General features: G+C 42.2%; 25 protein-coding genes. 7 read left to right on the top strand and 18 right to left on the bottom strand.

Annotated elements, in window-relative coordinates:
- The first annotated feature begins 36 nt into the window (after positions 1-36).
- The 3 genes from secB (at position 37) to cysE (ending at position 2553) form a co-directional block, all read left to right on the top strand.
- Complete coding sequence (secB, locus tag PAND9192_RS14645) at positions 37-507, top strand: protein-export chaperone SecB (RefSeq protein WP_060997786.1); 471 nt, start codon at positions 37-39, stop codon at positions 505-507.
- Between the two features lie 18 nt (positions 508-525).
- Positions 526-1539: an NAD(P)H-dependent glycerol-3-phosphate dehydrogenase gene (gpsA, locus tag PAND9192_RS14650; RefSeq protein WP_087854378.1), complete on the top strand. Its 1014-nt coding sequence runs from the start codon at positions 526-528 to the stop codon at positions 1537-1539.
- A gap of 198 nt (positions 1540-1737) precedes the next feature.
- Positions 1738-2553, top strand: a complete 816-nt coding sequence (gene cysE, locus PAND9192_RS14655; RefSeq protein WP_087854441.1) for a serine O-acetyltransferase — start codon at positions 1738-1740, stop codon at positions 2551-2553.
- A gap of 87 nt (positions 2554-2640) precedes the next feature.
- Here cysE and PAND9192_RS14660 read toward each other — a convergent pair whose 3' ends face one another.
- The 3 genes from PAND9192_RS14660 to PAND9192_RS14670 all read right to left on the bottom strand — a co-directional run bounded on the left by PAND9192_RS14660 (position 2641) and on the right by PAND9192_RS14670 (position 5267).
- Entirely contained in the window at positions 2641-3105 is a 465-nt protein-coding gene (locus tag PAND9192_RS14660; RefSeq protein WP_087854379.1) for a tRNA (cytidine(34)-2'-O)-methyltransferase, read from the bottom strand.
- A gap of 96 nt (positions 3106-3201) precedes the next feature.
- On the bottom strand, positions 3202-4575 hold the full coding sequence (gene cpxA, locus PAND9192_RS14665; RefSeq protein ID WP_087854380.1) for an envelope stress sensor histidine kinase CpxA: 1374 nt from the start codon (positions 4573-4575) through the stop codon (positions 3202-3204).
- The gene (locus PAND9192_RS14670; RefSeq protein ID WP_087854381.1) at positions 4575-5267 is read right to left on the bottom strand and encodes a response regulator; all 693 of its coding nucleotides are present in this window, start codon (positions 5265-5267) and stop codon (positions 4575-4577) included. Before PAND9192_RS14670 ends, cpxA begins: the two co-directional genes overlap by 1 nt.
- Positions 5268-5468: 201 nt before the next feature.
- On the opposite strand from PAND9192_RS14670, the gene PAND9192_RS14675 reads away from it, so the two are divergent.
- Positions 5469-5942 (top strand): CpxP family protein, encoded by a 474-nt coding sequence (locus tag PAND9192_RS14675; RefSeq protein ID WP_087854382.1) that lies wholly within the window; start codon positions 5469-5471, stop codon positions 5940-5942.
- Positions 5943-6439: 497 nt separating this feature from the next.
- Entirely contained in the window at positions 6440-7402 is a 963-nt protein-coding gene (gene pfkA, locus PAND9192_RS14680) for a 6-phosphofructokinase (RefSeq protein ID WP_065169293.1), read from the top strand.
- Between the two features lie 145 nt (positions 7403-7547).
- Here the strand turns inward: pfkA and tpiA are convergent, their stop codons facing one another.
- The 7 genes from tpiA to PAND9192_RS14715 form a co-directional block, all read right to left on the bottom strand.
- Positions 7548-8318: a triose-phosphate isomerase gene (gene tpiA / locus PAND9192_RS14685; protein ID WP_065169294.1), complete on the bottom strand. Its 771-nt coding sequence runs from the start codon at positions 8316-8318 to the stop codon at positions 7548-7550.
- Positions 8319-8540: 222 nt separating this feature from the next.
- Entirely contained in the window at positions 8541-8837 is a 297-nt protein-coding gene (locus PAND9192_RS14690; RefSeq protein ID WP_087854383.1) for a DUF3135 domain-containing protein, read from the bottom strand.
- Positions 8838-8963: 126 nt separating this feature from the next.
- Positions 8964-9707, bottom strand: coding sequence for a ferredoxin--NADP reductase (locus PAND9192_RS14695; protein ID WP_087854384.1), 744 nt, complete (start codon positions 9705-9707; stop codon positions 8964-8966).
- Positions 9708-9720: 13 nt separating this feature from the next.
- Complete coding sequence (locus tag PAND9192_RS14700) at positions 9721-10338, bottom strand: helix-turn-helix transcriptional regulator (RefSeq protein ID WP_087854385.1); 618 nt, start codon at positions 10336-10338, stop codon at positions 9721-9723.
- Between the two features lie 205 nt (positions 10339-10543).
- On the bottom strand, positions 10544-11551 hold the full coding sequence (glpX, locus tag PAND9192_RS14705; protein WP_087854386.1) for a class II fructose-bisphosphatase: 1008 nt from the start codon (positions 11549-11551) through the stop codon (positions 10544-10546).
- Positions 11552-11757: 206 nt separating this feature from the next.
- Positions 11758-13287 (bottom strand): glycerol kinase GlpK, encoded by a 1530-nt coding sequence (gene glpK, locus PAND9192_RS14710; RefSeq protein ID WP_087854387.1) that lies wholly within the window; start codon positions 13285-13287, stop codon positions 11758-11760.
- A gap of 94 nt (positions 13288-13381) precedes the next feature.
- On the bottom strand, positions 13382-14233 hold the full coding sequence (locus tag PAND9192_RS14715) for an MIP/aquaporin family protein (protein ID WP_087854388.1): 852 nt from the start codon (positions 14231-14233) through the stop codon (positions 13382-13384).
- A gap of 582 nt (positions 14234-14815) precedes the next feature.
- Here PAND9192_RS14715 and zapB point away from each other — a divergent pair.
- Positions 14816-15058: a cell division protein ZapB gene (zapB, locus tag PAND9192_RS14720; protein WP_087854389.1), complete on the top strand. Its 243-nt coding sequence runs from the start codon at positions 14816-14818 to the stop codon at positions 15056-15058.
- 93 nt (positions 15059-15151) lie between these two features.
- Here the strand turns inward: zapB and rraA are convergent, their stop codons facing one another.
- The 7 genes from rraA to priA form a co-directional block, all read right to left on the bottom strand.
- Complete coding sequence (gene rraA / locus PAND9192_RS14725; protein WP_087854390.1) at positions 15152-15637, bottom strand: ribonuclease E activity regulator RraA; 486 nt, start codon at positions 15635-15637, stop codon at positions 15152-15154.
- Between the two features lie 63 nt (positions 15638-15700).
- Positions 15701-16609 carry a 1,4-dihydroxy-2-naphthoate polyprenyltransferase gene (locus PAND9192_RS14730; protein ID WP_087854391.1) on the bottom strand — a complete coding sequence of 303 codons (909 nt, stop codon included), beginning with the start codon at positions 16607-16609 and terminating at the stop codon, positions 15701-15703.
- Positions 16610-16758: 149 nt separating this feature from the next.
- Positions 16759-18090 (bottom strand): ATP-dependent protease ATPase subunit HslU, encoded by a 1332-nt coding sequence (gene hslU / locus PAND9192_RS14735; protein WP_087854392.1) that lies wholly within the window; start codon positions 18088-18090, stop codon positions 16759-16761.
- A gap of 10 nt (positions 18091-18100) precedes the next feature.
- Positions 18101-18634: an ATP-dependent protease subunit HslV gene (gene hslV, locus PAND9192_RS14740; protein WP_045028916.1), complete on the bottom strand. Its 534-nt coding sequence runs from the start codon at positions 18632-18634 to the stop codon at positions 18101-18103.
- Positions 18635-18814: 180 nt separating this feature from the next.
- A complete protein-coding gene (locus tag PAND9192_RS14745) occupies positions 18815-19414 on the bottom strand; it encodes an SPOR domain-containing protein (RefSeq protein WP_087854393.1) in 600 nt (199 codons plus the stop codon).
- 168 nt (positions 19415-19582) lie between these two features.
- Positions 19583-20608, bottom strand: a complete 1026-nt coding sequence (cytR, locus tag PAND9192_RS14750) for a DNA-binding transcriptional regulator CytR (protein WP_268808125.1) — start codon at positions 20606-20608, stop codon at positions 19583-19585.
- A gap of 182 nt (positions 20609-20790) precedes the next feature.
- On the bottom strand, positions 20791-22992 hold the full coding sequence (gene priA / locus PAND9192_RS14755; RefSeq protein WP_087854394.1) for a primosomal protein N': 2202 nt from the start codon (positions 22990-22992) through the stop codon (positions 20791-20793).
- A gap of 268 nt (positions 22993-23260) precedes the next feature.
- Between priA and rpmE the strand changes: the two genes are divergently transcribed.
- Positions 23261-23473, top strand: coding sequence for a 50S ribosomal protein L31 (rpmE, locus tag PAND9192_RS14760; protein WP_036789455.1), 213 nt, complete (start codon positions 23261-23263; stop codon positions 23471-23473).
- A gap of 120 nt (positions 23474-23593) precedes the next feature.
- Here the strand turns inward: rpmE and metJ are convergent, their stop codons facing one another.
- Positions 23594-23911 carry a met regulon transcriptional regulator MetJ gene (gene metJ / locus PAND9192_RS14765; RefSeq protein ID WP_036789456.1) on the bottom strand — a complete coding sequence of 106 codons (318 nt, stop codon included), beginning with the start codon at positions 23909-23911 and terminating at the stop codon, positions 23594-23596.
- Positions 23912-23967 lie beyond the last annotated feature (56 nt).

Below are 23967 nucleotides of genomic sequence, written 5' to 3' on the forward strand. Positions count from 1 at the left end.
GCTCGTGGTAGCGAGTATTTATAAAGGACTCCAAAAATGGCTGAAGCAGCAAATACCGAAGCACAACAAAACTTCCAAATTCAACGCGTATTCCTAAAAGATGTGTCTTTTGAAGCGCCAAACTCACCCGACGTATTCCAAAAAGAATGGAATCCAGATGTGAAATTGGATCTTGATACTCAAAGCCGTGAATTAGCTGAAGGTGTATATGAAGTTGTTCTTCGTCTGACCGTAACAGTGAAGAACGAAGAAGAAAATGCATTCCTATGTGAAGTTCAGCAAGGTGGTATTTTCACTGTTGCTGGTATGGAAGCACCACAACTAGCACATTGTCTAGGCGCATTCTGCCCGAACATTTTGTTCCCATATGCACGTGAAACAATTTCTAGCCTAGTGGTTAAAGGTACGTTCCCACAATTGAACTTAGCACCAGTAAACTTTGATGCTTTATTCATGAACTACCTAGAAAACCAAGCTGAAGCAAATACTGCTAATTCAGAAGCTTAATTTGTAAAAGTGACCAATATGATGAACGTTAATAATACGATTTCGATGGCAGTGTTAGGGGCTGGATCTTACGGTACAGCATTAGCAATTGCATTAGCCAGAAATGGTGCCAATGTCATTTTGTGGGGTCATGAACCTCAACATATGGCGCAATTGGAAATCGATCGTGCCAATGAAGCGTTTCTTCCTGGAGTAAGTTTTCCTGATTCGCTCATTCTAACTTCAGACTTACAAGCTGCTGTTGAAGGCAGCCGTGATGTGTTGGTGGTGGTACCGAGCCATGTTTTTGGTGATGTACTTACGCAAATGAAACCTTTTTTACGTTCAGACTCTCGTATCTGCTGGGCAACAAAAGGGCTTGAACCTAATACAGGACGTTTACTTAAAGACGTTGCAGTTGAGGTTTTAGGCGACAAAATACCGTTAGCGGTGTTGTCAGGGCCTACGTTTGCTAAAGAATTAGCAGCAGGTATGCCAACCGCGATTGCCGTTTCTTCACCGAATACTGAATTTGTAGCTGATCTGCAACAAAAAATTCATTGTGATAAGACATTCCGTGTTTATAGCAACAGTGATTTTATTGGCATGCAGTTAGGTGGTGCGGTGAAAAACGTGATTGCGATTGGTGCAGGTATGTCTGACGGTATTGGTTTTGGTGCCAATGCGCGGACTGCACTTATCACGCGTGGTTTGGCTGAAATGTGTCGCTTAGGCGCAGCGCTTGGCGCACAACCTGAAACCTTTATGGGTATGGCTGGTTTAGGTGATTTAGTGCTGACATGTACTGATAACCAATCACGTAACCGTCGTTTTGGTTTAGCCCTGGGCCATGGTAGCAGTGTCGAGCAAGCTCAACAGGATATTGGTCAGACAGTAGAAGGTTATCGTAACACCAAAGAAGTGTGGTTATTGGCTCAACGTCATCAAGTTGAAATGCCAATTACTGAGCAAATTTATCAAGTGCTTTATCTTGGTAAAGATGCACGCGAAGCAGCAAAAGATTTACTCGCACGTGAGAAAAAGTACGAATAAAGTTGCTTGTTGAGGGTGATAACTGGTATCTATTGAATAACGCGAGCTTAGGCTCGCGTTATTTTTTATAACTGTACTAAAATACAATAATGTTCAGTGGATTGATTGTGGAAAATCATTCAGCTGCCACTGTTACTGAAGTCATGGCTGCTGATGGTCGTGGAAGTGATTACAATAGAGAGTGAAGCCGAGGAACTTGTGAAGGAATGTCAGCAATATCAATTATGGCTAGCGATCGAGCAAGAAGCACGACAGCAAGCCGAACAAGAACCTATGCTTGCCAGCTTTTATCATGCCACTATTATCAAGCATGAAAATTTAGCTTCAGCATTGAGTTACATCTTAGCCAATAAATTGGCAACACCATCAATGCCAGCGATGGCAGTACGTGAAGTAATAGAAGAAGCTTTCGTTAGTGATAGTAATATCGTTGAAGCTGCGGCTTGTGATATTCGAGCGGTTGTTGAGCGCGATCCCGCGATTGATGCTTATTCTATTCCATTACTTTACCTAAAGGGCTGTCATGCTCTACAGGGTTATCGTGTTGCTAATTGGCTATGGAAGCAAAATCGTAAAGCGTTAGCGGTCTATTTACAAAATCAAATCTCAGTGGCGTGTCAGGTCGATGTGCATCCTGCTGCGAAGATTGGCTGTGGGATTATGTTTGACCATGCAACGGGAATTGTGATTGGTGAAACAGCCGTAATTGAAGATGAAGTGTCTATCCTACAGGATGTTACCTTAGGTGGTACCGGTAAAGAAAGTGGTGATCGCCACCCTAAAATTCGCCAAGGAGTGATGATAGGTGCGGGTGCCAAGGTGCTAGGTAATATTGAAGTTGGAGTTGGAGCTAAGATTGGTGCGTGCTCAGTGGTATTAGAATCCGTACCGCCACACACTACTGTGGCTGGCGTGCCTGCGATCATTATTGGTCGACCAAAAACAGCCAAGCCGGCGACTGAAATGGATCAGCAGTTTAATGGTAGTGATGATATTTTCAATAAGATTGATTAAGGCTACATATTTTAGAGCAGAATACTCACATTAAAAAAGGCGATCATAGGATCGCCTTTTTGATATCTTGGCATTAATAGTAATGCGCTAAATAGCACCACCAAAATCTAATTGACGCCACGCCTCAAAAGCAATAATAGCGACCGCATTGGATAAGTTTAAGCTGCGGCTATCGGGTTGCATTGGAATACGTAACCGTTGTTCTAGAGGTAAGCTAGCAATAAATTCAGCTGGTAAGCCACGTGTTTCTGGACCAAATAACAACACATCACCTTCAGCAAATTTGGCATTGACGTGGTAGTTAGTGGTTTTGGTGGTACAAGCAAAAATACGTCGGCCCGCCATTGCTTCCATAAAAGCATCAAAGTTTTTATGACGAAACACATGGGTTAGATCATGATAATCTAAACCGGCGCGACGCAATTTTTTTTCTTCTAAATCAAACCCTAGCGGTTCAATTAAATGTAAATTGGCACCACAATTAGCGCTAAGGCGAATAATATTGCCAGTGTTAGGGGCGATTTCAGGTTCATATAACGCAATATCAAACATAGTTATTCTGCTTTATTTGGTGCAAAAAGATGGCATATTGTGACAAGCACAACGTCAACAAGCAATCATCTTTATACACGAAGTTAAGCTTGATGGTTAACGGGCAAGCGGTAATATCATGCTGATCCGTAATCCGCCCAGTGGGCTAGAGGTCGCTTTGATACTGCCACTATGCTGACGTAGAGCGCTCTCTGTTATTGCAAGCCCTAACCCTGTACCGCCACTGCTACGATCGCGCGCGGTTGATACGCGATAAAATGGTCTGAAAATATCATCAAGCTCATCACTTGGTACGCCTTCACCATTATCATCAATGGTGATCAGTAATTGCTGTTGTTGCTGAGTAAAATTAATTTCAATGACGTCATTACCATATTTAATCGCATTACGGATCACGTTTTCTAGCGCGCTGATCAACAAGTTAGGGTTGCCTTTTATCGGCCAATACTGAAGGTGGTGATAGGTTAAGGTCTTATGATGTTGCTCGGCTTCAAAACGGGCATCTTCTAACATTTCATACCACAGGCTATAGCCATCAACGATTTGTTGCTGTTGGTGGCTATTGACTTGCATTCGTGACAACTCCAAGAGCTCACTGATCATTTTTTCTAATCGTTCGGCTTCGGTATCAATACGGGATAATTCACTGCTTTGGCCTTGTTTGCGCTGTGCCAGTGCCGTTGCCATTCGTAGTCGTGTTAATGGCGAGCGTAATTCATGTGAGATATCAGATAACAACCGTTGCTGGCCACTAATGATATTATTTAAAGCATCGACCATTTGATTAAAGCTCGCGCCGGCCTGTTTAAACTCTTGCGGTCCTTGCTCTAAGCTAGGATCTACGGCAAATTCACCACGAGCAACGCGCTCAGCCGCTTGTTGTAAGCGTCGTGCAGGACGGGTTACAGCCCAAGCTAACCACAATAAAAACGGCGTGCTTACCAGCATAGTAAGTAACAATAGTTTAAAGGGTTTATCCATTATTTGAATGAAAAATGGCGGTGCACCTCGCCAAACTTGGCCGCTATACATATACAGCGGTTGATGTTCGGTGGTGATCATAAACGGCCCAGCCATTAGCCAGCGACCATAAAGGCGTTGTTGCGGCTTGTCTGGGTTATCAGCGATAGTAATAAAATTCCGTAGTGCTTTAGTGTGCTTTTGCGGTGCAATAATATCGCCTGCAACTGTGGTGAAATAGAGCTGACTATTATGGTTATCGCGGCGTTTTGTCAGAGCTTTGACGTGAGTAATAAGCTTGGCATAATTAGTTGAACGGTGATGATTTAAGCGTCGATTAACTTGAGATGCTTGCGATTGCAGTCGTTGCAATTGGTGATTGGGGATCGGTTGTACGGAGCGAGGGTCGTATTGAAACATCAGCACCAGAGCGACTACCACCACCAATAATGTGGTCCAGAAAATAGCAAAGATACGTCCATAAAGGTGCGTAAAACCAGGTACTCTCATTATTGAGCCTCAACCAATAAATAACCTTTACCACGTAGGGTTTTTATTAGTGGCTTACCATCACTACGCACTGGCAGCTTTTTACGTAAGTTTGAGACATGCATATCAATTGCACGATCAAATTGGGCTAAGCGTTTGCCTAGCACTTCAAGACTAAGCTCTTCTTTAGCAATAATTTTGCCCGGATGTTGGACGAAATAACTTAATAATGCTAATTCAGTTCCGGTCATTTCAATCGGTTGTTGGTGATAAAGCACTTCTTGGCGACCGGGGTAAATAGTGAGATCTTGATAAACTAGACACTCGCTATTGCTGGCTTTGGCGTCAGTATTGGTTTGAGTGCGTCGCAGTACCGCGCGCATACGAGCAAGTAACTCTCGATCGCTAAACGGCTTTGGCAAATAGTCATCAGCACCAAGTTCAAGTCCTAGTACGCGATCTATTTCATCACCTTTGGCGGTCAGCATCATTACTGGTGTGGTGTGTTTTTCACGTAGACGACGCAACATTTCAGTACCGTTCATTTTTGGCATCATCACATCAAGTAAGATCAAATCAATGCTAGCATCGATTTTTTGTAATCCTTCAATGCCATTATTGGCTTCCTCAACCTCAAATCCTTCAAGTTCAAGAATATCTTTAAGGAGTGCGGTCAGTTCTATATCGTCATCGACTAAGAGAATTTTTGCCATTGTGAAGTCCTACTATGTAATGCGATCAGCCAATTAAAGAGGCATTAGTATCGCTAATCTTTAGCTGTACGCCAAGTTAAGCTGTATCAGCTTTACGCTAGTTTACGTTTACTAGACAGCGGTTTACCTTCCACAGATTATAATAATGACCAAGCCATATAAAATGGCAATTTATCAAATACTAATGCTGGAGAAACCACAATGAAATTATTTAATAAAACAATTGTTATCGCGATGGCATTACCATTAGCGCTAGGTTCAATGTCAGCTTTTGCTGGTCAAGAACATCATCACGAAATGAAAAAAGGCCACCATGGTGGTAAGCTTTTTAGTCAGTTAGATCTTACTGCTACTCAAAAGCAAGAAATGAAAACTTTGCGTCAAGCTAATCGCAGTGAGTACAAAGCACAACGAGTTGAAAACCATAAGTTGATGCAAGCTGATCAACAACAACTTGAAAAATTAGTATTAGCGAATAATTTTGATGAGTCAGCGGTACGTGCTGTGGCTGAGAAAATGTCTCAGCAGCAGGTTGAGCGCCGTGTTGCGATGTTAGAGCAGCGTCATAAAATGCTTAATATTTTAACGCCAGAGCAAAAGAAAAAGTATGTTGAGCTTAAGCAACAGCAAGCAGAAAAACATTTCATGCGTTTAGAAGCGAAACAACACCATTAATTATTAAGGGTCAGTTAAGCATTTATTAGCCATAGTCTTTACTATGGCTTTTTTGTTTTGAGATTAATTTATTATTTGGTGTTTTTTTAGTTCTTTCGTCATAAATGGCATCAGAACAAGGCAGTAATTGTATTTTTATGATAGGTTTTGTTATTAATTTTTATTATAAAACAGCTATACTGCGTGACATTAATTATCGCCATCATTTCCTCAATCATTAATGTCGTTACCTATTATTAGTTATTATAGGTTTGCTCAAAAAATTATAAAAATAACCATGATGACCGATTATAAGTATTGGCCGACGGGGAAGTGACGAGCTAGCGTGATATGAATCAACAAACTATTTCATTAAAATTGTAATACTTCTACATAAGTAGGAAAGTTTCAGTTTTCACGAACACAGTATGATCGTCATCGACTGTGATACCGAGTGGGGGAACCTTGGTATATCGTGTTGGATTTGATTTTTCAATTCCCAAAGTCAGAGGGTAACCATGATTAAGAAGATTGGTGTTTTGACCAGTGGTGGTGACGCACCTGGTATGAATGCAGCGGTTCGCGGCGTAGTTCGTGCAGCGTTGACTGAAGGTCTAGAAGTTTACGGTATTTATGATGGCTACCAAGGCCTATATAACAACTGTATCAAACAGCTAGATCGTCAAAGTGTATCTGATGTGATCAACAAAGGCGGTACATTTTTAGGTTCGGCGCGTTTTCCTGAATTCCGTGAAGTGGAAGTTCGTGAAAAAGCAATTGAAAACCTAAAATTGCACGGTATTGATGCATTAGTCGTTATTGGTGGTGATGGCTCATACATGGGCGCAAAGAAGTTGACTGAAATGGGTTACCCATGTATCGGTCTTCCTGGCACGATTGATAACGATGTTGCAGGTACTGATTATACTATCGGTTACATGACAGCAATGAACACTGTTATTGATGCGATTGACCGTCTACGTGATACCTCATCTTCTCATCAGCGTATTTCTATCGTTGAAGTTATGGGTCGTCACTGTGGTGATTTAACTCTAATGTCAGCAATTGCTGGTGGCTGTGAGTACATCATTACACCTGAAGTTGGCCTTGATAAAGAGAAGTTAATCACTCATATCAATGAAGGTATCGCGAAAGGTAAAAAACACGCGATTATCGCCATTACAGAATTAATGACAGACGTTAACGCGCTGGCTAAATTCATTGAAGCTGAAACAGGCCGTGAAACGCGTGCAACAGTATTGGGTCATATTCAACGTGGTGGTCAACCAACTGCGTTTGACCGTGTATTAGCATCACGTATGGGTGCTTATGCGGTTGATCTTCTTCAGCAAGGAGAAGGTGGTCGTTGTGTGGGTATTCAGTGTGAAAAACTGGTTCACCACGATATCATCGATGCGATTGAAAATATGCGTCGTCCAGTACGTAACGATTTATATGAATTGGCTGAAAAGCTGTTCTAAAATTACGTTATTAAGATACTGAAATAAGGAAGGTCGATAATTATATCGGCCTTTTTTTATACCGTTTTTAAGCTGTTGGTGGTTATTACAGACAATAAAAAGGCCACCCGCAGGTGACCTTGATGTAATCAATCATTAAGAAAGATTATTTTTTTGCTTCAGCTGCTGCTTTAGCGATAGCTGCAAAGCTTTTCGCATCAAGTGCTGCACCGCCAACTAGCGCACCATCGATGTCTGGTTGTGCGAAGTAAGCTGCAGCGTTTTCAGGCTTAACAGAACCGCCGTATTGAATAACAACGTTCTTAGCAACTTCTTCTGATTTCTCAGCAATGTGAGCACGGATTTGAGCGTGGATGCGTTGTGCATCTTCAGCTGTTGCCGCTTTACCAGTACCGATAGCCCAGATTGGTTCGTAAGCGATGATTGCACCGTTAAGCGCTTCAACGCCTTGAGTGTTGATTACTGCGTCAAGTTGACGAGCACATACTGCAACAGTTTCACCCGCTTCGTTTTGTGCTTCTGACTCACCGATACAAAGAACAGGCGTTAGACCATTTTCTTTTAGGAAAGCAAATTTTTGAGCTACAAACTCGTCTGATTCGTGGTGGTATTCACGACGCTCAGAGTGACCGATGATGATGTGAGAAGCACCAAATTCTTTAAGCATAGCTGGAGACATGTCGCCAGTGTATGCACCGCTGTTGTGTAGGTCAGAGTTTTGAGCACCTAGGATGATCGCGCTGCCTGCATCAGTAAGCGTACGCTCAGCAAGGTCAACGAAAAGTGCTGGTGGAGCAACTGCAACGTCTACGCCTGTAACGCCTTCAAGTTCAGCGTTAAGACCGTTTAGTAGATCAACAACCATTTCTTTGCTGCCGTTTAGTTTCCAGTTACCCATAACTACAGGATGGCGCATAGTTTTTCTCCAAATTTAAATGACGTAATTAACTTAACTACGTAAAAATATACCAGCCGGAACTGAATTTTTACTGTTCAAAATCATTAATGTGCTTGGTTGTACCCTTTTCGCGACAAAAAGTGAACTACAAATAGAAAATTATTTCAATATATGCAGTTTCTTGTCGATTTTTTGTAACGTTTTGGCGGAATATGCTGCCAAGGGTCGATAATGATTTTATCATTTGAACGGCAGTATTTTTGCTTGTTGTGGTGGAGAGTGTGATTGGAGAGCTTGGCTGAAACGCTGTAATTGACGTTGTAATTCTTGCTGTAACAGAATGTTGCTATGGAGTGGATTGCTAGCGTGATTAATCAGCCGATCAATATGGCTTTGCTGAGCACGTAAGCGGGGTTGCATCGCAGCGCTTGCCTGAGTGATCGCTTGGTCAATTAAGCGTTGGCGTAATAATGCAAATTGTTGCGGTTCTGTTGCTGCGAGGCGCATCAGTTGGTCAAAATCAGGCAGTGATTGCATTACGCGGCTCCTTATTTCATCCCTAATCTTTAACGATAGCTGATAGGGCAGAATCGCGCTGTCTTATTGTTGGACATGAGCCTGATGAATCAGGCTCAGAAACAAGAAAATCAATGGCTAATGCAGTTACCAATAATGTTCCATGGTAATTTGACCTGGAGTTCGACGGAGATTTTTTGTTAAGCCTTTTGCCTCTAATACTGCTTTTGTATCACGCACCATTTGTGGATTACCACACAGCATCACCTGGCTATTTTCGGCACTGAGGTATAAGCCGACATGGCGCTCTAATAATCCATCAGCAATTGCTTGTGGAATACGCCCCGTCAAACATAATGGCGCTGGTTCGCGACTGACAAAGGGTTGCACAATTAATTGATCGCCATATTGCTGCTTGAGAGCGCTAATTTCTGCTTGGTAACTGAGATCTGCTGCAAAACGTACCGCATGAATAAGAATAATTTTACGGTATCGATGCCAAACGTCTTTTTGGCCTAAAATTGACAGGTAAGGGCCAATGGCGGTACCAGTTGCAAATAGCCATAAATGCTGACTATTGGCAATATCGTCAAGGGTAAAAAAACCATTTGCTCGCGCTGATATTTGTACTGTGTCGCCTGCTTGTAAAGCGTGTAATCGTGGTGACAATAAACCATCAGCAACCCGAGTGGCATAGATCTCAATATCAGTTTGCTGGGGAGGATTAACAAACGAGTAGGCACGTTGGATCAAGTTATCACCGATCATTATTCCCAGTTTAGTAAATTGTCCCGCTTTAAACGGCTCAATGTTCGCGCGTAGCGATAAACTGAATAAATCTTGGTTCCAGTGACGGTTAGCAATAACTTGTGCAGGGATCCAATCAGCCATAGTGGCCTCCTCGTTATTTGGATGTTATTCGATAAGCACAGCGCCGTTGGCCTGTAATAATGTGTTCTTGACGGTGGATAATGGCATTTTCACCTAATAATTTTTGAAAAACAGCCAGTTCAGATTGACAAAGAGATGGGCATCGCGTGGCGGCAAGGCAAATAGGGCAGTGATTTTCAACTAATAAAAAGCCGTTATCATCGCAAATAAGCTCTGCCATATAACCATCACGTTGACGTAACTCTGTCAGTGCGACGAGCTTAGTTTTTAAATCAAGGCAATCGGTAATAGCTGTTTGATAGTGCTCTAGTGTCTGTTGCTCACGTTTGTTAATGATAGCTTGTAGACCTTGGTGGCCAAATAATTCATTTACCGCATCAAGGGTTTGTACTGCTAGTTCACCATGGTGATCACTAAATTGTTGGTGACCTTGAGAAGTTAGTTGCCAATGGCGGGTTGGACGGCCAACTTTGACTTTTACGTCATAAGCATCGACTAACCCTTGTTCTTCCATCGTCTGTAAATGTTGACGAATACCCATCGTAGTTAACTGAAATTTATCAGCCAATACTTTAGCGGTAACTGGACCATCACATTTGATGTGATAAAGGATTTTTTCGATAGTTTTCATAATCAGTCATTATTGCTGCTCTTAATATATTATGGGATCAGCTTATTAAATAAAGCAATATCTTTACAATGTAATAGTGCGTTAAATGTAGGACTTCTTAGGTTTAAGATTGGTGTCATTGCTGCGAGAGAAAGCGCAAACGGTGTGTAGTAATAGCAATAAAAAATGCACCGCAGTGCATTTTTTATGACAGACATGACAGATATTATAGGGTGTGTTGTTTAACCGCATCATCCTGACGAGTAAGGTCGTAATTTGATGTAATACGGCGCATGGTGCCACATTGACCACTAATAAGTAGGGTTTCAGTGGTTGCAATATTGCCTTGACGTTGAATACCTGCCACCAAATCACCTTTAGTAATACCAGTACCGGCAAAGATGACATCATTACTACGTGCCATATCTTCAAGACGGAGTAATTTGTGCGGTTCAATGCCCATTTCGCTACAACGACGAATTTCCATCTCACCTAAACGACGGTTTTCTTCGTTATCGCCTTTTACATGGTGACGAGGTAATAAGCGGCCTTGCATATCACCGCCTAGGGCACGAATAGCAGCTGCAGAAACAACACCTTCTGGTGCGCCACCAATGCAGTACATCACATCGACATCACTTTCAGGCATACAAGTAAGAATAGACGCGGCAACATCGCCATCAGGGAAAGCAAATACACGTACACCCATTGCATGCATGTCAGTGATCAATTGATCGTGACGAGGCTTAGCAAGAACAGTCACCACTAATTCGGTTAATGGCTTATTCAGTGCTTTAGCAATAGCGGCAAGGTTGTCTGCTAATGGCTTATCAAGATCGATAATCCCTTTTGCTTGTGGGCCAACAACCAATTTTTCCATGTACATATCTGGCGCTTTTAGAAGGCTACCTTTTTCACCTGCTGCCAGTACCGCCAGAGCATTGTTTTGTCCCATAGCAGTCATGCGTGTGCCTTCAATTGGATCAACGGCAATATCAACCGCGCAGCCACCACAACCGACATGCTCACCAATATAAAGCATTGGTGCTTCATCGATCTCACCTTCACCAATAACAATTTCGCCATTTATATTAGTGTGATTAAGCAGAGTGCGCATCACTTCTACTGCTGCATTGTCAGCTGCAATTTTATCGCCACGGCCTAACCATTTGTGACCTGCAAGGGCTGCGCCTTCGGTAACACGAGCAAATGCTATTGCTAAATCGCCTTTCATGATAACTCCAGATATAGAAATTGGTGGGTGCAAAGGTTTAAAAATTCAGCGTAAATTCTAGCATAATTGACTTATTAACACGGTGGGAAATTAGATTGTTGACCCTAGTGGTTGATGATCTAACGCAACACAATCAGCATTATGTGGTAGCAACTAAATAAAAAGGCCTGCTAGAGTGAGCAGGCCTAAAAATAGATTAGCGATGATTATGCGTCATCATCTTCATCTTCTTCGTCAAATGCCCAACCTTTGGCGCACTCAACTGCACGTTGCCAACCACGGTAACGGCGATTACGCTTTTTATCGTCACTGCATGGAGTGAAGCTACGATCTAATTGCGATTTATGTTTAAGCTCATCAATACTGTCCCAAAATCCAATCGCTAGTCCTGCCAAATAAGCTGCGCCAAGTGCGGTCACTTCAGTAACGACTGGGCGGTGGACTTCAGTGGCTAAAATATCAGCTTGAAATTGCATTAAGAAGTTATTGGCAACAGCGCCGCCATCAACACGTAATACATCAAGTTTAATTCCAGAGTCTGCTTGCATCGCATCAAGTACATCACGGGTTTGATAAGCAACACTTTCAAGTGTGGCGCGAATAATATGATTAGAGTTAACACCGCGAGTTAATCCGACAATCGCCCCACGTGCATATGGGTCCCAATAAGGTGCGCCTAAACCAGTAAAAGCAGGTACGACATAGACGCCATTAGCACTGCCGACTTTTTCAGCAAAATACTCTGAATCATTAGCATCGCTAAGTAATTTAACTTCATCTCGCAGCCATTGAATCGATGCGCCACCCATAAATACTGCACCTTCAAGGGCGTAAGCGACATCACCTTTAGGGCCACAAGCAAGGGTTGTTAATAATCCATTGTATGATGTGACTTTTTCTTTACCGGTGTTCATTAGTAAGAAGCAACCGGTGCCATAAGTGTTTTTCGCTTGTCCTGCTGAAACGCACATTTGACCAAATAAAGCCGCTTGTTGATCGCCTGCAATACCTGCAATCGGAATACGAGTACCACCTTTACCACCAATGTTAGTTTGGCCGTAGACTTCTGAAGAAGCTTTGACCTCTGGCATCATTGATAGTGGAATGTTCAATGTTGTCAGTAACTTTTCATCCCACTGCAAGGTGTTGATATTAAATAGCATGGTGCGAGAAGCGTTAGTGTAATCAGTAACAAATACACGGCCCTGGGTCATTTTCCAAATCAGCCATGTATCAACGGTGCCAAATAATAGCTCGCCAGCTTCTGCTTGCTCGCGTGCGCCTTCGACATTATCAAGGATCCATTTAACTTTGGTGCCAGAGAAGTACGGGTCAACCACTAAGCCTGTGGTTTCACGAATATAATCAGTTAAGCCTTGCTGTTTTAACTCTTCACACATATCAGCAGTACGACGACACTGCCATACGATAGCGTTATAAACCGGTTTGCCAGTTTTTTTATTCCAAACAATGGTGGTTTCACGTTGGTTGGTAATACCAATCGCGGCCACTTGATCACTGCGAATACCCGCTTTGGCTAAGGCTTCAACCATGGTCGAACTTTGGGTCGCGTAAATTTCCAGAGGATCATGCTCAACCCAGCCCGCTTTGGGGTAGATCTGCGTAAATTCACGTTGTGACGAACAAACGATATTAGCATTGTGATCTAGCACCACAGCTCGAGAACTGGTTGTTCCTTGATCGAGTGCCACAATATATTTTCGTTCAGTAGTCATGATGAGTTCCTCGTTATCGTTCTTATATTAGAGTAGGGGAAAGCCTGATAATTATGTAATTAATGATATTCAGGCTTTGTTATTAGATAAAATATTATGCTTCAACGTTTTTGATCTCGGCAGTACCTTCGCATTTATTGGGTAGGGTACATTTGTTGCCCGGAAGGTAGATACCTAATAATTTCGGGTATGCCCAAGCACCAAACAGTGCGCCACAAATAGGGGCTAGAATCGGTACAATAAAGTAAGGGATATTTTTGCCACCAGTAAGTGCTATGGTGTCCCAACCAGCAAAGAAGGTCAGTAGTTTAGGGCCAAAATCACGTGCAGGGTTCATTGCGAAGCCTGTCAGTGGACCTAGTGAGCCACCAATTACCGCAATTAACAAACCAATTAATAATGGTCCCATTGCACCACGAGGGGCACCATTTTTATCATCACCAATGGCTAAAATGGCAAACATTAAGACAGTGGTAATGGTGAACTCAACCGCAAATGCGCCCCCAAAACTCAAAGAAGGGTGAGGAAAGGTTGAAAAAATAGAGGCGGTATCAAGGCCAGCGACAGTACCACGAACAATATTATGGCTGGTTTCATAATCAGTAAAAAGGTTGCTGTATAAGGTATAAACTAATGCAGCCGCGGCAAACGCACCTAATAATTGGGCTAGAATATAGGGCACAACTTTGCGTTTATTAAAACCATGAAAACTGGCAAGTGCAATGGTTACCGCAGGATTTAAATGCGCCCCTGACACGCCAGCGGTTACATAAATAGCGATAGCAACACCCAGCCCCCACATAATACTAATTTCCCATTGGCCAAAATCTGCGCCGGCTAATTTCATTGCCGCGACACAGCCAACACCAAAAAATATCAGTAGCCCAGTACCGATAAATTCCGCAAAACATTCTCCGATGAGTGCATTAGGTTTGGAACTTGTCATATTGTCAGTCCTTTTGATGGGGATGTAGGGGGATTTGATTATTTTTATGCTGAGTAATTTACAATAATTACTTTTTTTTAAAATCAGAACGGCTTATAAATGTGCGTTCGAGCATAAAATGTTTTCTAAAGTGAGCGTTTGGTGGCTTTTTATTGCTACATTGGCGGGATGAGATCATTGAATGTGACATTAGAATGGATTGCTGGACTTGAGTGTTGTGGGAGTAACGGAATATAAAATTGTAGCGCTACATTATCATGGTAATGTGGTACAGAATTTGAGAAAGTTTACAGATATCACATTATTGTTGGTAAATGTGAACTGCAATTAAGTGATGTAAATTAAGCTTGAACAAGCTGAATTTTGCCGTTTTAAATGGCTAAATTAGTATGATGTCAGCTGACTTTGCAAAATTTACATCAGACTTGTATGATTTTTATTCATTTGCACCAATGCAATGGAAATGTAGATGTCAGCGAGCCATTGCCTCGCTAGAATAGCAGCTAAGTATATATAACCCAGCTCATAGAGATTACCTTCAATTGTTTGGGTAAATATATGGGCATAGATCAGGTGAACAATATGTCTCTAGAAATGTTGGAAAAATTGGAAGCCAAAGTTCAAATGGCTGTGGATTCAATTTCTTTGCTACAAATGGAAATTGATGAACTAAAAGAAAAAAATGATAGCCTAGCTATGGAAGCACAAGAACTACGCTCTGGTCGTGAGAGTCTTGTTCAAGATAATGAAAAGCTACGTGGCGAGCATAACGTATGGCAAGATCGCGTACGTACGCTACTAGGTAAAATGGAAAGCGTAGAATAAGCTTATCCTTAGTTTAATACGATTATCGGCTCGGTATATCATCCTTTAAAAGGAAATATACCGAGCCGATTTTTTATCTGTTGCTGTGATTGATTAATCGAGTTCTAAGGCTTCAGGAGATAAAATCACGCCAGTATTATCCGCATAAATATAATCTTCGGGTAAAAATGTCACTCCACCAAAATTGACTGCGACATCAACTTCACCGATTGGTTGTTGGTCGGCACCCACAGGAATAGCAGCTAATGCCTGAATACCAATATCAAGCTGATCGAGTTCATCAACATGGCGTACACAACCATAGATAATTATCCCTTCCCACTGATTTTCCACTGCCAATTGTGCTAAATCGATATCCACTAAGGCACGACGTAATGAGCCACCACCATCGATTAATAGTATCCGTCCAGCCCCAGCTTGAGCCAACACATCATGAATAACGCCATTATATTCAAAACATTTTACAGTGGTGATTTGGCCACTAAATGAATTTCGACCACCGTAAGAGCTGAACATAGGTTCAACCACATCAACTTGATCGAGATAAATATCACACAGTTCAGAGGTATTATATTCCATAGATTAGCTTCTTATCGGTAGTAAAAACAACAGAGTGGTTGTCGTTATAATTTTGGTCTGCACTTAGGCCAGTATCATACCAATCGCAAACAATAGATTGGTGATTAAGGCACATTTAACGATAGTTGCCATCATCGGTCTTAGTGCTTCACCATCAGTGGAGTTATATACTTGGCGACCATGGTTAATTAGTAGCGGTAAGCTAAGAATAAATAACCATCCAAATAGTGACTTAACCTCAAGTAATGCAAATAAGCTAAAGCACACTACACTCGCGCTAAGCAACACAAGGTGGTATTTACGTCCCCATTGCGGCCCCATACGCACCACTAATGTTTGCTTACCACATGCCTTATCATTATCAATATCGCGTAAGTTGTTGATATTAAGAACGCCAACGGCTAATAGGCCACACGCTGTCGCTGGCAGCATAATCAATGCATCAATTTGTCCGGCTTGTAAGTAATAGGTACCTGCAACACCTAACCATCCGAAAAAGATCAGTACCGATAGATCACCAAGGCCACGATAACCATAAGGTTTATTACCGACGGTATAGGCAATTGAAGCGGCAATAGCTAACAATCCGAGTACTAAAAAACCGGCGATATCATGGGGGTTTTTACATGATATTAAAATTAATGTTAAGCCACTGATGGCAGTAAGAATAATATTAATAATCATTGCTTTGCGCATGGTTGCTGCGGTGACTAAGCCTGATTGCATTGCCCGTTGAGGACCTAAGCGATCCTCATTGTCTGTCCCTTTGACTGCATCACCATAATCATTGGCAAGGTTAGATAATATTTGTAATAAAAGGGCTGTTAATAAAGCCAGTGCTGCAATGCTTGCTGAAAAGGTGCCATGCCATTTTGCCACCGCACTACCACATAAAATTGATGCGATGGCGAGGGGTAAGGTTTTTGGTCTTGCGGCATCTAACCAAATTGTCAGTGAAGAAGGTGGGTTCATAAATTAGATACTTAAAGTGAATATTGAAAGCTATTATGGCGTAAATTTGGTCATGCGCAAATTTATCCCATCAATGTTTGTTATAGAATAAAAAAAAACGGTGCGATATAACGCACCGTTTTTAGAGGTTAATAATGGTTTGGGAGTGATTATAGAATGAAGCGGCTTAGGTCTTCATCTGCTACAAACTCACCTAGACGCGCTTGTACATAAGCATCATCTATTAGGAATTTCTCGCCAGATTTTTCGCTAGCATCATAAGAAATTTCTTCCATTAAGCGTTCCATAACAGTGTGTAAACGGCGAGCACCGATGTTCTCTGTGCGCTCATTTACCTGCCATGCTGCTTCTGCCAAACTATCAACGCCTGCTGATGTAAACTCGATATCAACCGATTCTGTTGCCATTAACGCCACATATTGTTGAGTTAGTGATGCTTTTGGCTCAGTAAGAATACGTTTAAAGTCATGGCTAGTCAGTGCTTCTAGTTCAACACGGATTGGCAAACGACCTTGCAATTCAGGAATTAAATCTGATGGTTTAGCAACTTGGAATGCGCCTGATGCAACAAACAGAATGTGGTCTGTTTTAACCATACCATGTTTAGTTGATACCGTACTGCCTTCTACTAATGGCAATAGGTCGCGCTGCACACCTTCGCGCGAAACGTCTGGACCTGATGATTCGCCACGCTTACAGATTTTATCGATCTCATCGATAAACACGATACCATTATTTTCAACCGCGAAAATGGCTTGTTCTTTTAATTCTTCTTGGTTTACCAGCTTAGCCGCTTCTTCTTCAGTTGCTGCTTTTAACGCATCTTTGATTTTCATTTTGCGTTTTTTACTGGTGTTGCCAGCAAGATTTTGGAACATACCTTGTAACTGGTTGGTCATTTCTTCCATACCAGGAGGCGCCATGATTTCAACGCCCATTTGTGGCGCTGCTACATCAATTTCGATTTCTTTATCATCAAGCTTACCTTCACGTAATTTTTTACGGAAAGATTGGCGAGTGGTTGATTCTGTCGGTGCTTCTTCGTTTTGTCCCCATGCATCACGTGCTGGTGGCAATAGCACATCAAGAATACGTTCTTCTGCTAATTCCTCTGCGTGGAAACGAACTTTTTCTGTTGCTTGTTGATGCACCATTTTGACAGCAACATCGGTAAGATCGCGAATAATAGTTTCGACTTCTTTACCAACATAACCAACTTCAGTGAATTTAGTCGCTTCAACTTTAATGAATGGTGCATTAGCTAACTTCGCTAAACGACGAGCGATTTCAGTTTTACCTACACCCGTTGGACCAATCATTAGAATATTTTTAGGGGTAACTTCTACTCGTAGCTCTTCAGGAAGCTGCATACGACGCCAGCGGTTACGCAGTGCTATCGCAACAGCTCGCTTGGCTTTGTCTTGACCTATGATATGGCGGTCAAGCTCATGAACGATTTCGCGAGGAGTCATCTCAGACATTGCAACTTCCTTACTTAGACTTAGTTTCTAGTTCTTCAATAGTGTGATTGTGGTTGGTAAACACACAAATATCACCAGCAATATTTAACGCTTTTTCTGCAATTTCACGAGCGCTAAGATCAGTATTTTCTAATAGGGCAATCGCTGCAGCTTGAGCGAAATTACCGCCAGAGCCAATGGCAACTAAATCATGCTCTGGTTGAACAACATCACCATTACCGGTAATGATTAATGAACCGGTTTCATCAGCGACAACTAATAATGCTTCTAGTTTACGTAGAGCACGATCGGTACGCCAATCTTTGGCTAATTCAACCGCAGATTTTAATAAGTGACCTTGATGCATTTCTAACTTGCGCTCGAAACGTTCAAATAAAGTAAAAGCATCAGCGGTGCCGCCAGCAAAACCAGCAAGTACTTTATCATTATAGAGACGACGAACTTTGCGAGCGTTGCCTTTCATTACAGTATTGCCAAGTGACACTTGACCATCACCTGCAATTACGACTTTATCGTTACGACGAACAGATACAATAGTTGTCACGTTAAACCCTCTTTGATTCAGCTCCGACGATTAGCCGGCATCGTTAATGATAATAGATCTGGGGATAGTAAGATTGGTTTTCAAGGTGTGGGTGACAATTGCTTGGGTGACGAGTTAGCAGAAGAATTAAAAAAGGATGCCAGTAGAGCATCCTTATTTATTGTTATTATTGGATAAATATTATTCCCAAAACCAAATAGCACATGGACTAATACCATGTTGTTGTAATTTGTTCTGATCATCCATTGCTAAACGCTTATCTTTATAAGGCCCAAGCACAACTCGGTACCAAGTACCTTTGTCGTTGGTTGATACTTTGATCTGACTGTTCATGCCTTGAAACGCAATGGTTGCTTTACGTTGTTCAGCTTGTGCTTGGCTATGGTAAGCACCGCATTGTAATAAGTAAGGCTTAGTTGGTTTATCTTTAGCAATAACTTGTTTAGGCGTTAATACTGGCACAATGACTTTTTTATTTTCCAACTCTTGAATATAACGCCATTTTTCTTCTGGTTTTGGCGGTAGCACGTCGGCCTTGGTTTTTGCTGGTTGCGGTTTTGCAATAACGGCAGCAGGAGTCGGTGGTGTCGTTTCAGGCACATCTGTACCTGAAAGGAAAAATAGGCCCGCAATCAGACTACAGACTAACATTACAGCCAGTGCTGCCCATTTAGTAGGAAAGCCCGATGCCGGTACTTTTTTCCCCTTCGGGGTGGCTTTTGCCTTTATTGGCGCTTTTTTGGGTGAGCGCCCGCGTTTTACATAATCTTTAGTGGCCACGATTTCGACAAATTAGTTGGAAAGATAGACAGAAGGCTATGTTACAAAGTTGGACTGATCCTGACCAGTTATTATCGCGGTTTGTTGATAATTAACCCCATATAATGACAAAGATGATCAATTTTATGATCTTGGCACTGTCACAGATTACATATGGGGCTAAATCAATTAGCGACTTGGTGGCGCGGCACTTTCTCGAATAACCAGTTTTGCATCCAGTAATCGTGAGCCTGCCTGAACATCCTTGCCTTTGAGTAACTCAAGTAGCATCAACATCGCCTGACGTCCGATTTCATAACGTGGTTGTGAAACTGTGGTCAATGGTGGATCGCAATACTCTGCAAATTGAATATCATCAAACCCGACAATAGAAATATCGTACGGCACTCGTAATCCAAGTCGTTTAGCTTGTTGCATCGCGCCAATTGCCATCACATCAGAGTGACAAAATAATGCCGTTGGTGGTTCAGGTAGCGCAAGTAGTGCCGTAATTGCGCGTGCACCTGCTGCAAAACTAAAATCACCTTTAATGGTGTAGGCTGGATTTAGCGTGATCCCTGCGCGGCGTAATGCTTGTTGATAACCTTGCTGACGGAACTGCGAGAGGGCTGCTTTATCAGGGCCGGTAATTTGCGCTATGCGTTTATGTCCCATTTGAGTGAGGTAATTTACCGCATCAAACGCCGCAGTCAGGTTATCAATATGCACCGTTGGTAATTCAAGTTCTGGTGCATATTCACACGCCATTACTAATGGTGGCAGGTTTTTTTGTTCTGGCTTACTGACATCAAATGGTAAGTTATTACCTAATAACAACATGCCATCAGCTTGCTTAGTAAACACTAAATTAGCGAATGAGTTTTCACGACGTTGTTGTTGACCGCTATCACCCAATAACACCAAATAGCCATTTTCCATTGCTGCTTCTTCAATTCCACGAATAATTTCAGTGAAATAAGGATCGCAGATGTCCGGCACAATGGTCACGATAGTTTTCGATTCATTGCGGCGTAGGTTACGTGCCAGTGAGTTAGGTGAATATCCAGCTTCCATTACGGCTTGCTCAACCTTTTTCCTAGTTGATGCCGATACTTTTTCCGGGTTCATCAATGCGCGCGAAACTGTCGCAGTCGATACCCCGGCTAGCTGGGCAACGTCCTTCATTGTCGCCATAGTGCTTTCCTCTTTTGCTATATCTCTCTAGTGTACAGCTGGTTATCTGCGACAAAAAATACTCAGATAGGCTTACCAGCTAATTCGTAACCGACTGAAAAAAGTCAATTCATATTCATATTGTAGAATGGATACAGAAGCTGAAACTTGCTTTCAATAGCATAAATTACATTCGCTATGTGAACTGTATCGCATTGTGTAGTTTAAGTTAAATCTTGTGGTTCGACATCAATTGACCAACGAATTTTTTTCGCGAGGGGCAATAGTTGTATCGCAGGTTTAGCAATAGTGAGTATTTGTTGTAATTTATTACGATTAGGTATTTGTAATATTAACTGCCATCTAAATCGTCCCGCGCGTCGAGCTAGCGGAGCTGGGTTCGGCCCTAATACACAACAATCTTGATCGTAAACAGGGCTTGCTTCAAAAATAGCGCGCACTTGTTGTAAAAATTGGCACACTTGATCACTGTCATTGGCTTCGGCGCGCAATAGCACTAAGTGTGTAAAGGGCGGTAATAACGCTTGGCGGCGTTCAGTTAATGCTGCTTGAGAAAACACACCATAGCCTTTGTGCAATAATGATTGTAGCAGTTGATGTTCAGGATGATGGGTTTGTAAGAGTACTGAGCCAGGCTTACTGGCACGTCCTGCACGGCCTGCAACTTGAATAAATAGCTGGGCTAACCGTTCTGATGCACGAAAATCATTACTAAATAATGCACTATCAACATCAATCAATGCTACCAAGGTCACATTAGGAAAGTGATGTCCTTTAGCCAGCATCTGAGTACCGATTAAAATTTGGTATTCATTGTTTTTAATCGCTTCTAAATAGTTTTCTAACGATCCCTTACGGCGAGTACTATCACGATCAATACGCACTGTTTTAAATTCAGGAAATAGTTCTGTTAGTTGCGCTTCAAGTTGTTCAGTGCCAACACCAACCGGCAGCAGTTGGGTTGAACCACATTGCTGACATTGATGCATTATCGGCCGTTGCGTTGCACAATGATGACAACGTAATTCGCCGGATTGCTGGTGAAGGGTGTAATAGGCGTCACAACGAGTACATTCTGCGATCCAACCACATTCATGACACATCATTGCTGGTGAAAAACCGCGGCGATTAAGAAACAGCATCACTTGATTGCCCGCATTGAGGTGCTTGCGCATTTCCGCAATGAGTGGTGCAGATAAGCCCGCATTTAAATATAAGCCTTTGACATCAATCACCCCGTGGCGTGCAGCACTTGCATTACCAGCGCGCTTTGAAAGAGTTAGGTAATGGTATTTACCTGTTTGCGCGTTATGTAAGGTTTCAAGTGCGGGGGTGGCAGAGCCTAAAATAATCGGAATGTTTTCTTTATTTGCGCGCATCACCGCCAGATCACGAGCATGGTAGCGCAGGCTGTCTTGTTGTTTATATGACGCGTCATGTTCTTCATCAACAATAATAATGCCGAGATCAGCAAATGGCGTAAACAGTGCCGAGCGAGTACCGATAATGATCCCTGCTTGGTTATCCCGTCCTGCAAGCCACGCCGTCATACGCTCACTATCGTTTAAGCCGGAGTGAACGGTTTCTAACGGCACATTAAAACGGCGCTTAAAGCGGTTAATTGTCTGCGGGGTTAAGCCAATTTCAGGTACTAAAATCAATGCCTGTTTACCTGCCGCTAAAATGGGTTCAAGCAGATTAAGATAGACTTCGGTTTTACCTGAGCCGGTGACACCATCTAATAGGTAACAGCCAAATCCAGGGTTACTGTTAACCGTCGCAATGGCTAATGCTTGTTCTTCATTTAAACGTGGTTTTTGTTCAGTAATAGCAAACTGTGGTTGCCACTGTAGTTGTTTAGGTTGCTGCTGTTGTTCGACTATCCAACCTTTTTGCATTACTGTTTTTAGGGTAGTACTGCTCACATCATCAGCAAGTAAAGCGTCATGACTTAAAGGTCCATGACGTAATAGATTGAGAATTTGGGCTTGCTTTGGCGCGCGCTTTAAACCATTGAGTGGTTGATCTCGTCCAGTATCGGTTAACTGCCAATATTTTAATGTCGCTGTTGATGCTGCGCGACCTTTACGCAATAACGCTGGCATGGCATTGGCTAATGCATCACCTAATGGATATTGATAATAACTACTGGCCCATTTTAGTAACCCAAATAATGGTGGTTGCCACAAAGGTTGGTTATCTAATACTTGCTGAATCGGTTTTAATTGTTGGATTGGAAAATCTGAATCATTACCGATAGCCACCACGATCCCTACCAATCGCTGTCGACCAAAAGGTACCAGTACTCGTCCGCCAATAACGGGCGTCATGTTAGGTTTGATTAAGTAATCAAAATTTTTGTCGAGTGGGACAGGTAAAGCAACGCGTGCTATTGGGTGGGTCATATTTTATCGCTTTAATTGAGCTTATACTAAATAGTAACAGATCGCGTGACAGGGAATCAGTACTGCAATTTAACTACTATTATTGACTGTTTTAGTGATGAATAAAATAGAGTGATAAAAAACAGCACTCGAGTTGATCTCTGGGGAATGATTGATTACTATACGCCGCCTGATTTGTCGTAAATCTACGGCAGACTATTTTATTAACCACGTGTGGTGCCCGGCTTTGGATCGGGAGAGCGACACGGCCTTAACTTGAGGTTTCCCCATGAAACAAGGTATCCACCCAGAATACAAAGCAGTAAACGCACGTTGTTCTTGCGGCAACACTTTCGTATTTAACTCTACTATGAGCAAAGACGTTAACCTTGACGTATGCGATAAGTGTCACCCATTCTACACTGGTAAGCAACGTCAAGTTAGCTCTGGTGGCCGTGTTGACAAATTCAACAAGCGTTTCGGCGCACTTGGTAGCAAGTAATTACTTGTCGACCAAATGTAAAAAAGAGGGATGCTTATGCATCCCTTTTTTTATCGCTTCAATATGTAACACATAAAAAAACCAGCATAAAAGCTGGTTTTCTGCTATCTGATATACGTATTATTCATTAATATCTTCGTAACTGATGCCCATCGCTTCCATTAAGGCTTTTGCTTCTGCTGGCAGATCATCGGGATGATCTTTACGAATATCGTCATCAGTGGGTAACGGCTGACCAGTATAAGCATGCAAAAAAGCTTCACATAATAGTTCACTGTTGGTGGCGTGGCGCAGGTTATTGACCTGACGACGAGTACGTTCATCAGTAAGAATTTTGAGAACCTTTAATGGAATAGACACTGTAATTTTTTTTACTTGTTCATTTTTCTTACCGTGTTCTGCATAAGGGCTAATATATTCGCCATTCCACTTTGCCATGTTTTACCTTCTCAGCGATGTTTAATTAATAATGATAACAATGTCGCGATGACGGT

It is taken from the genome of Photobacterium andalusiense, from assembly GCF_900185625.1.
Lineage (GTDB): Bacteria > Pseudomonadota > Gammaproteobacteria > Enterobacterales > Vibrionaceae > Photobacterium > Photobacterium aquimaris.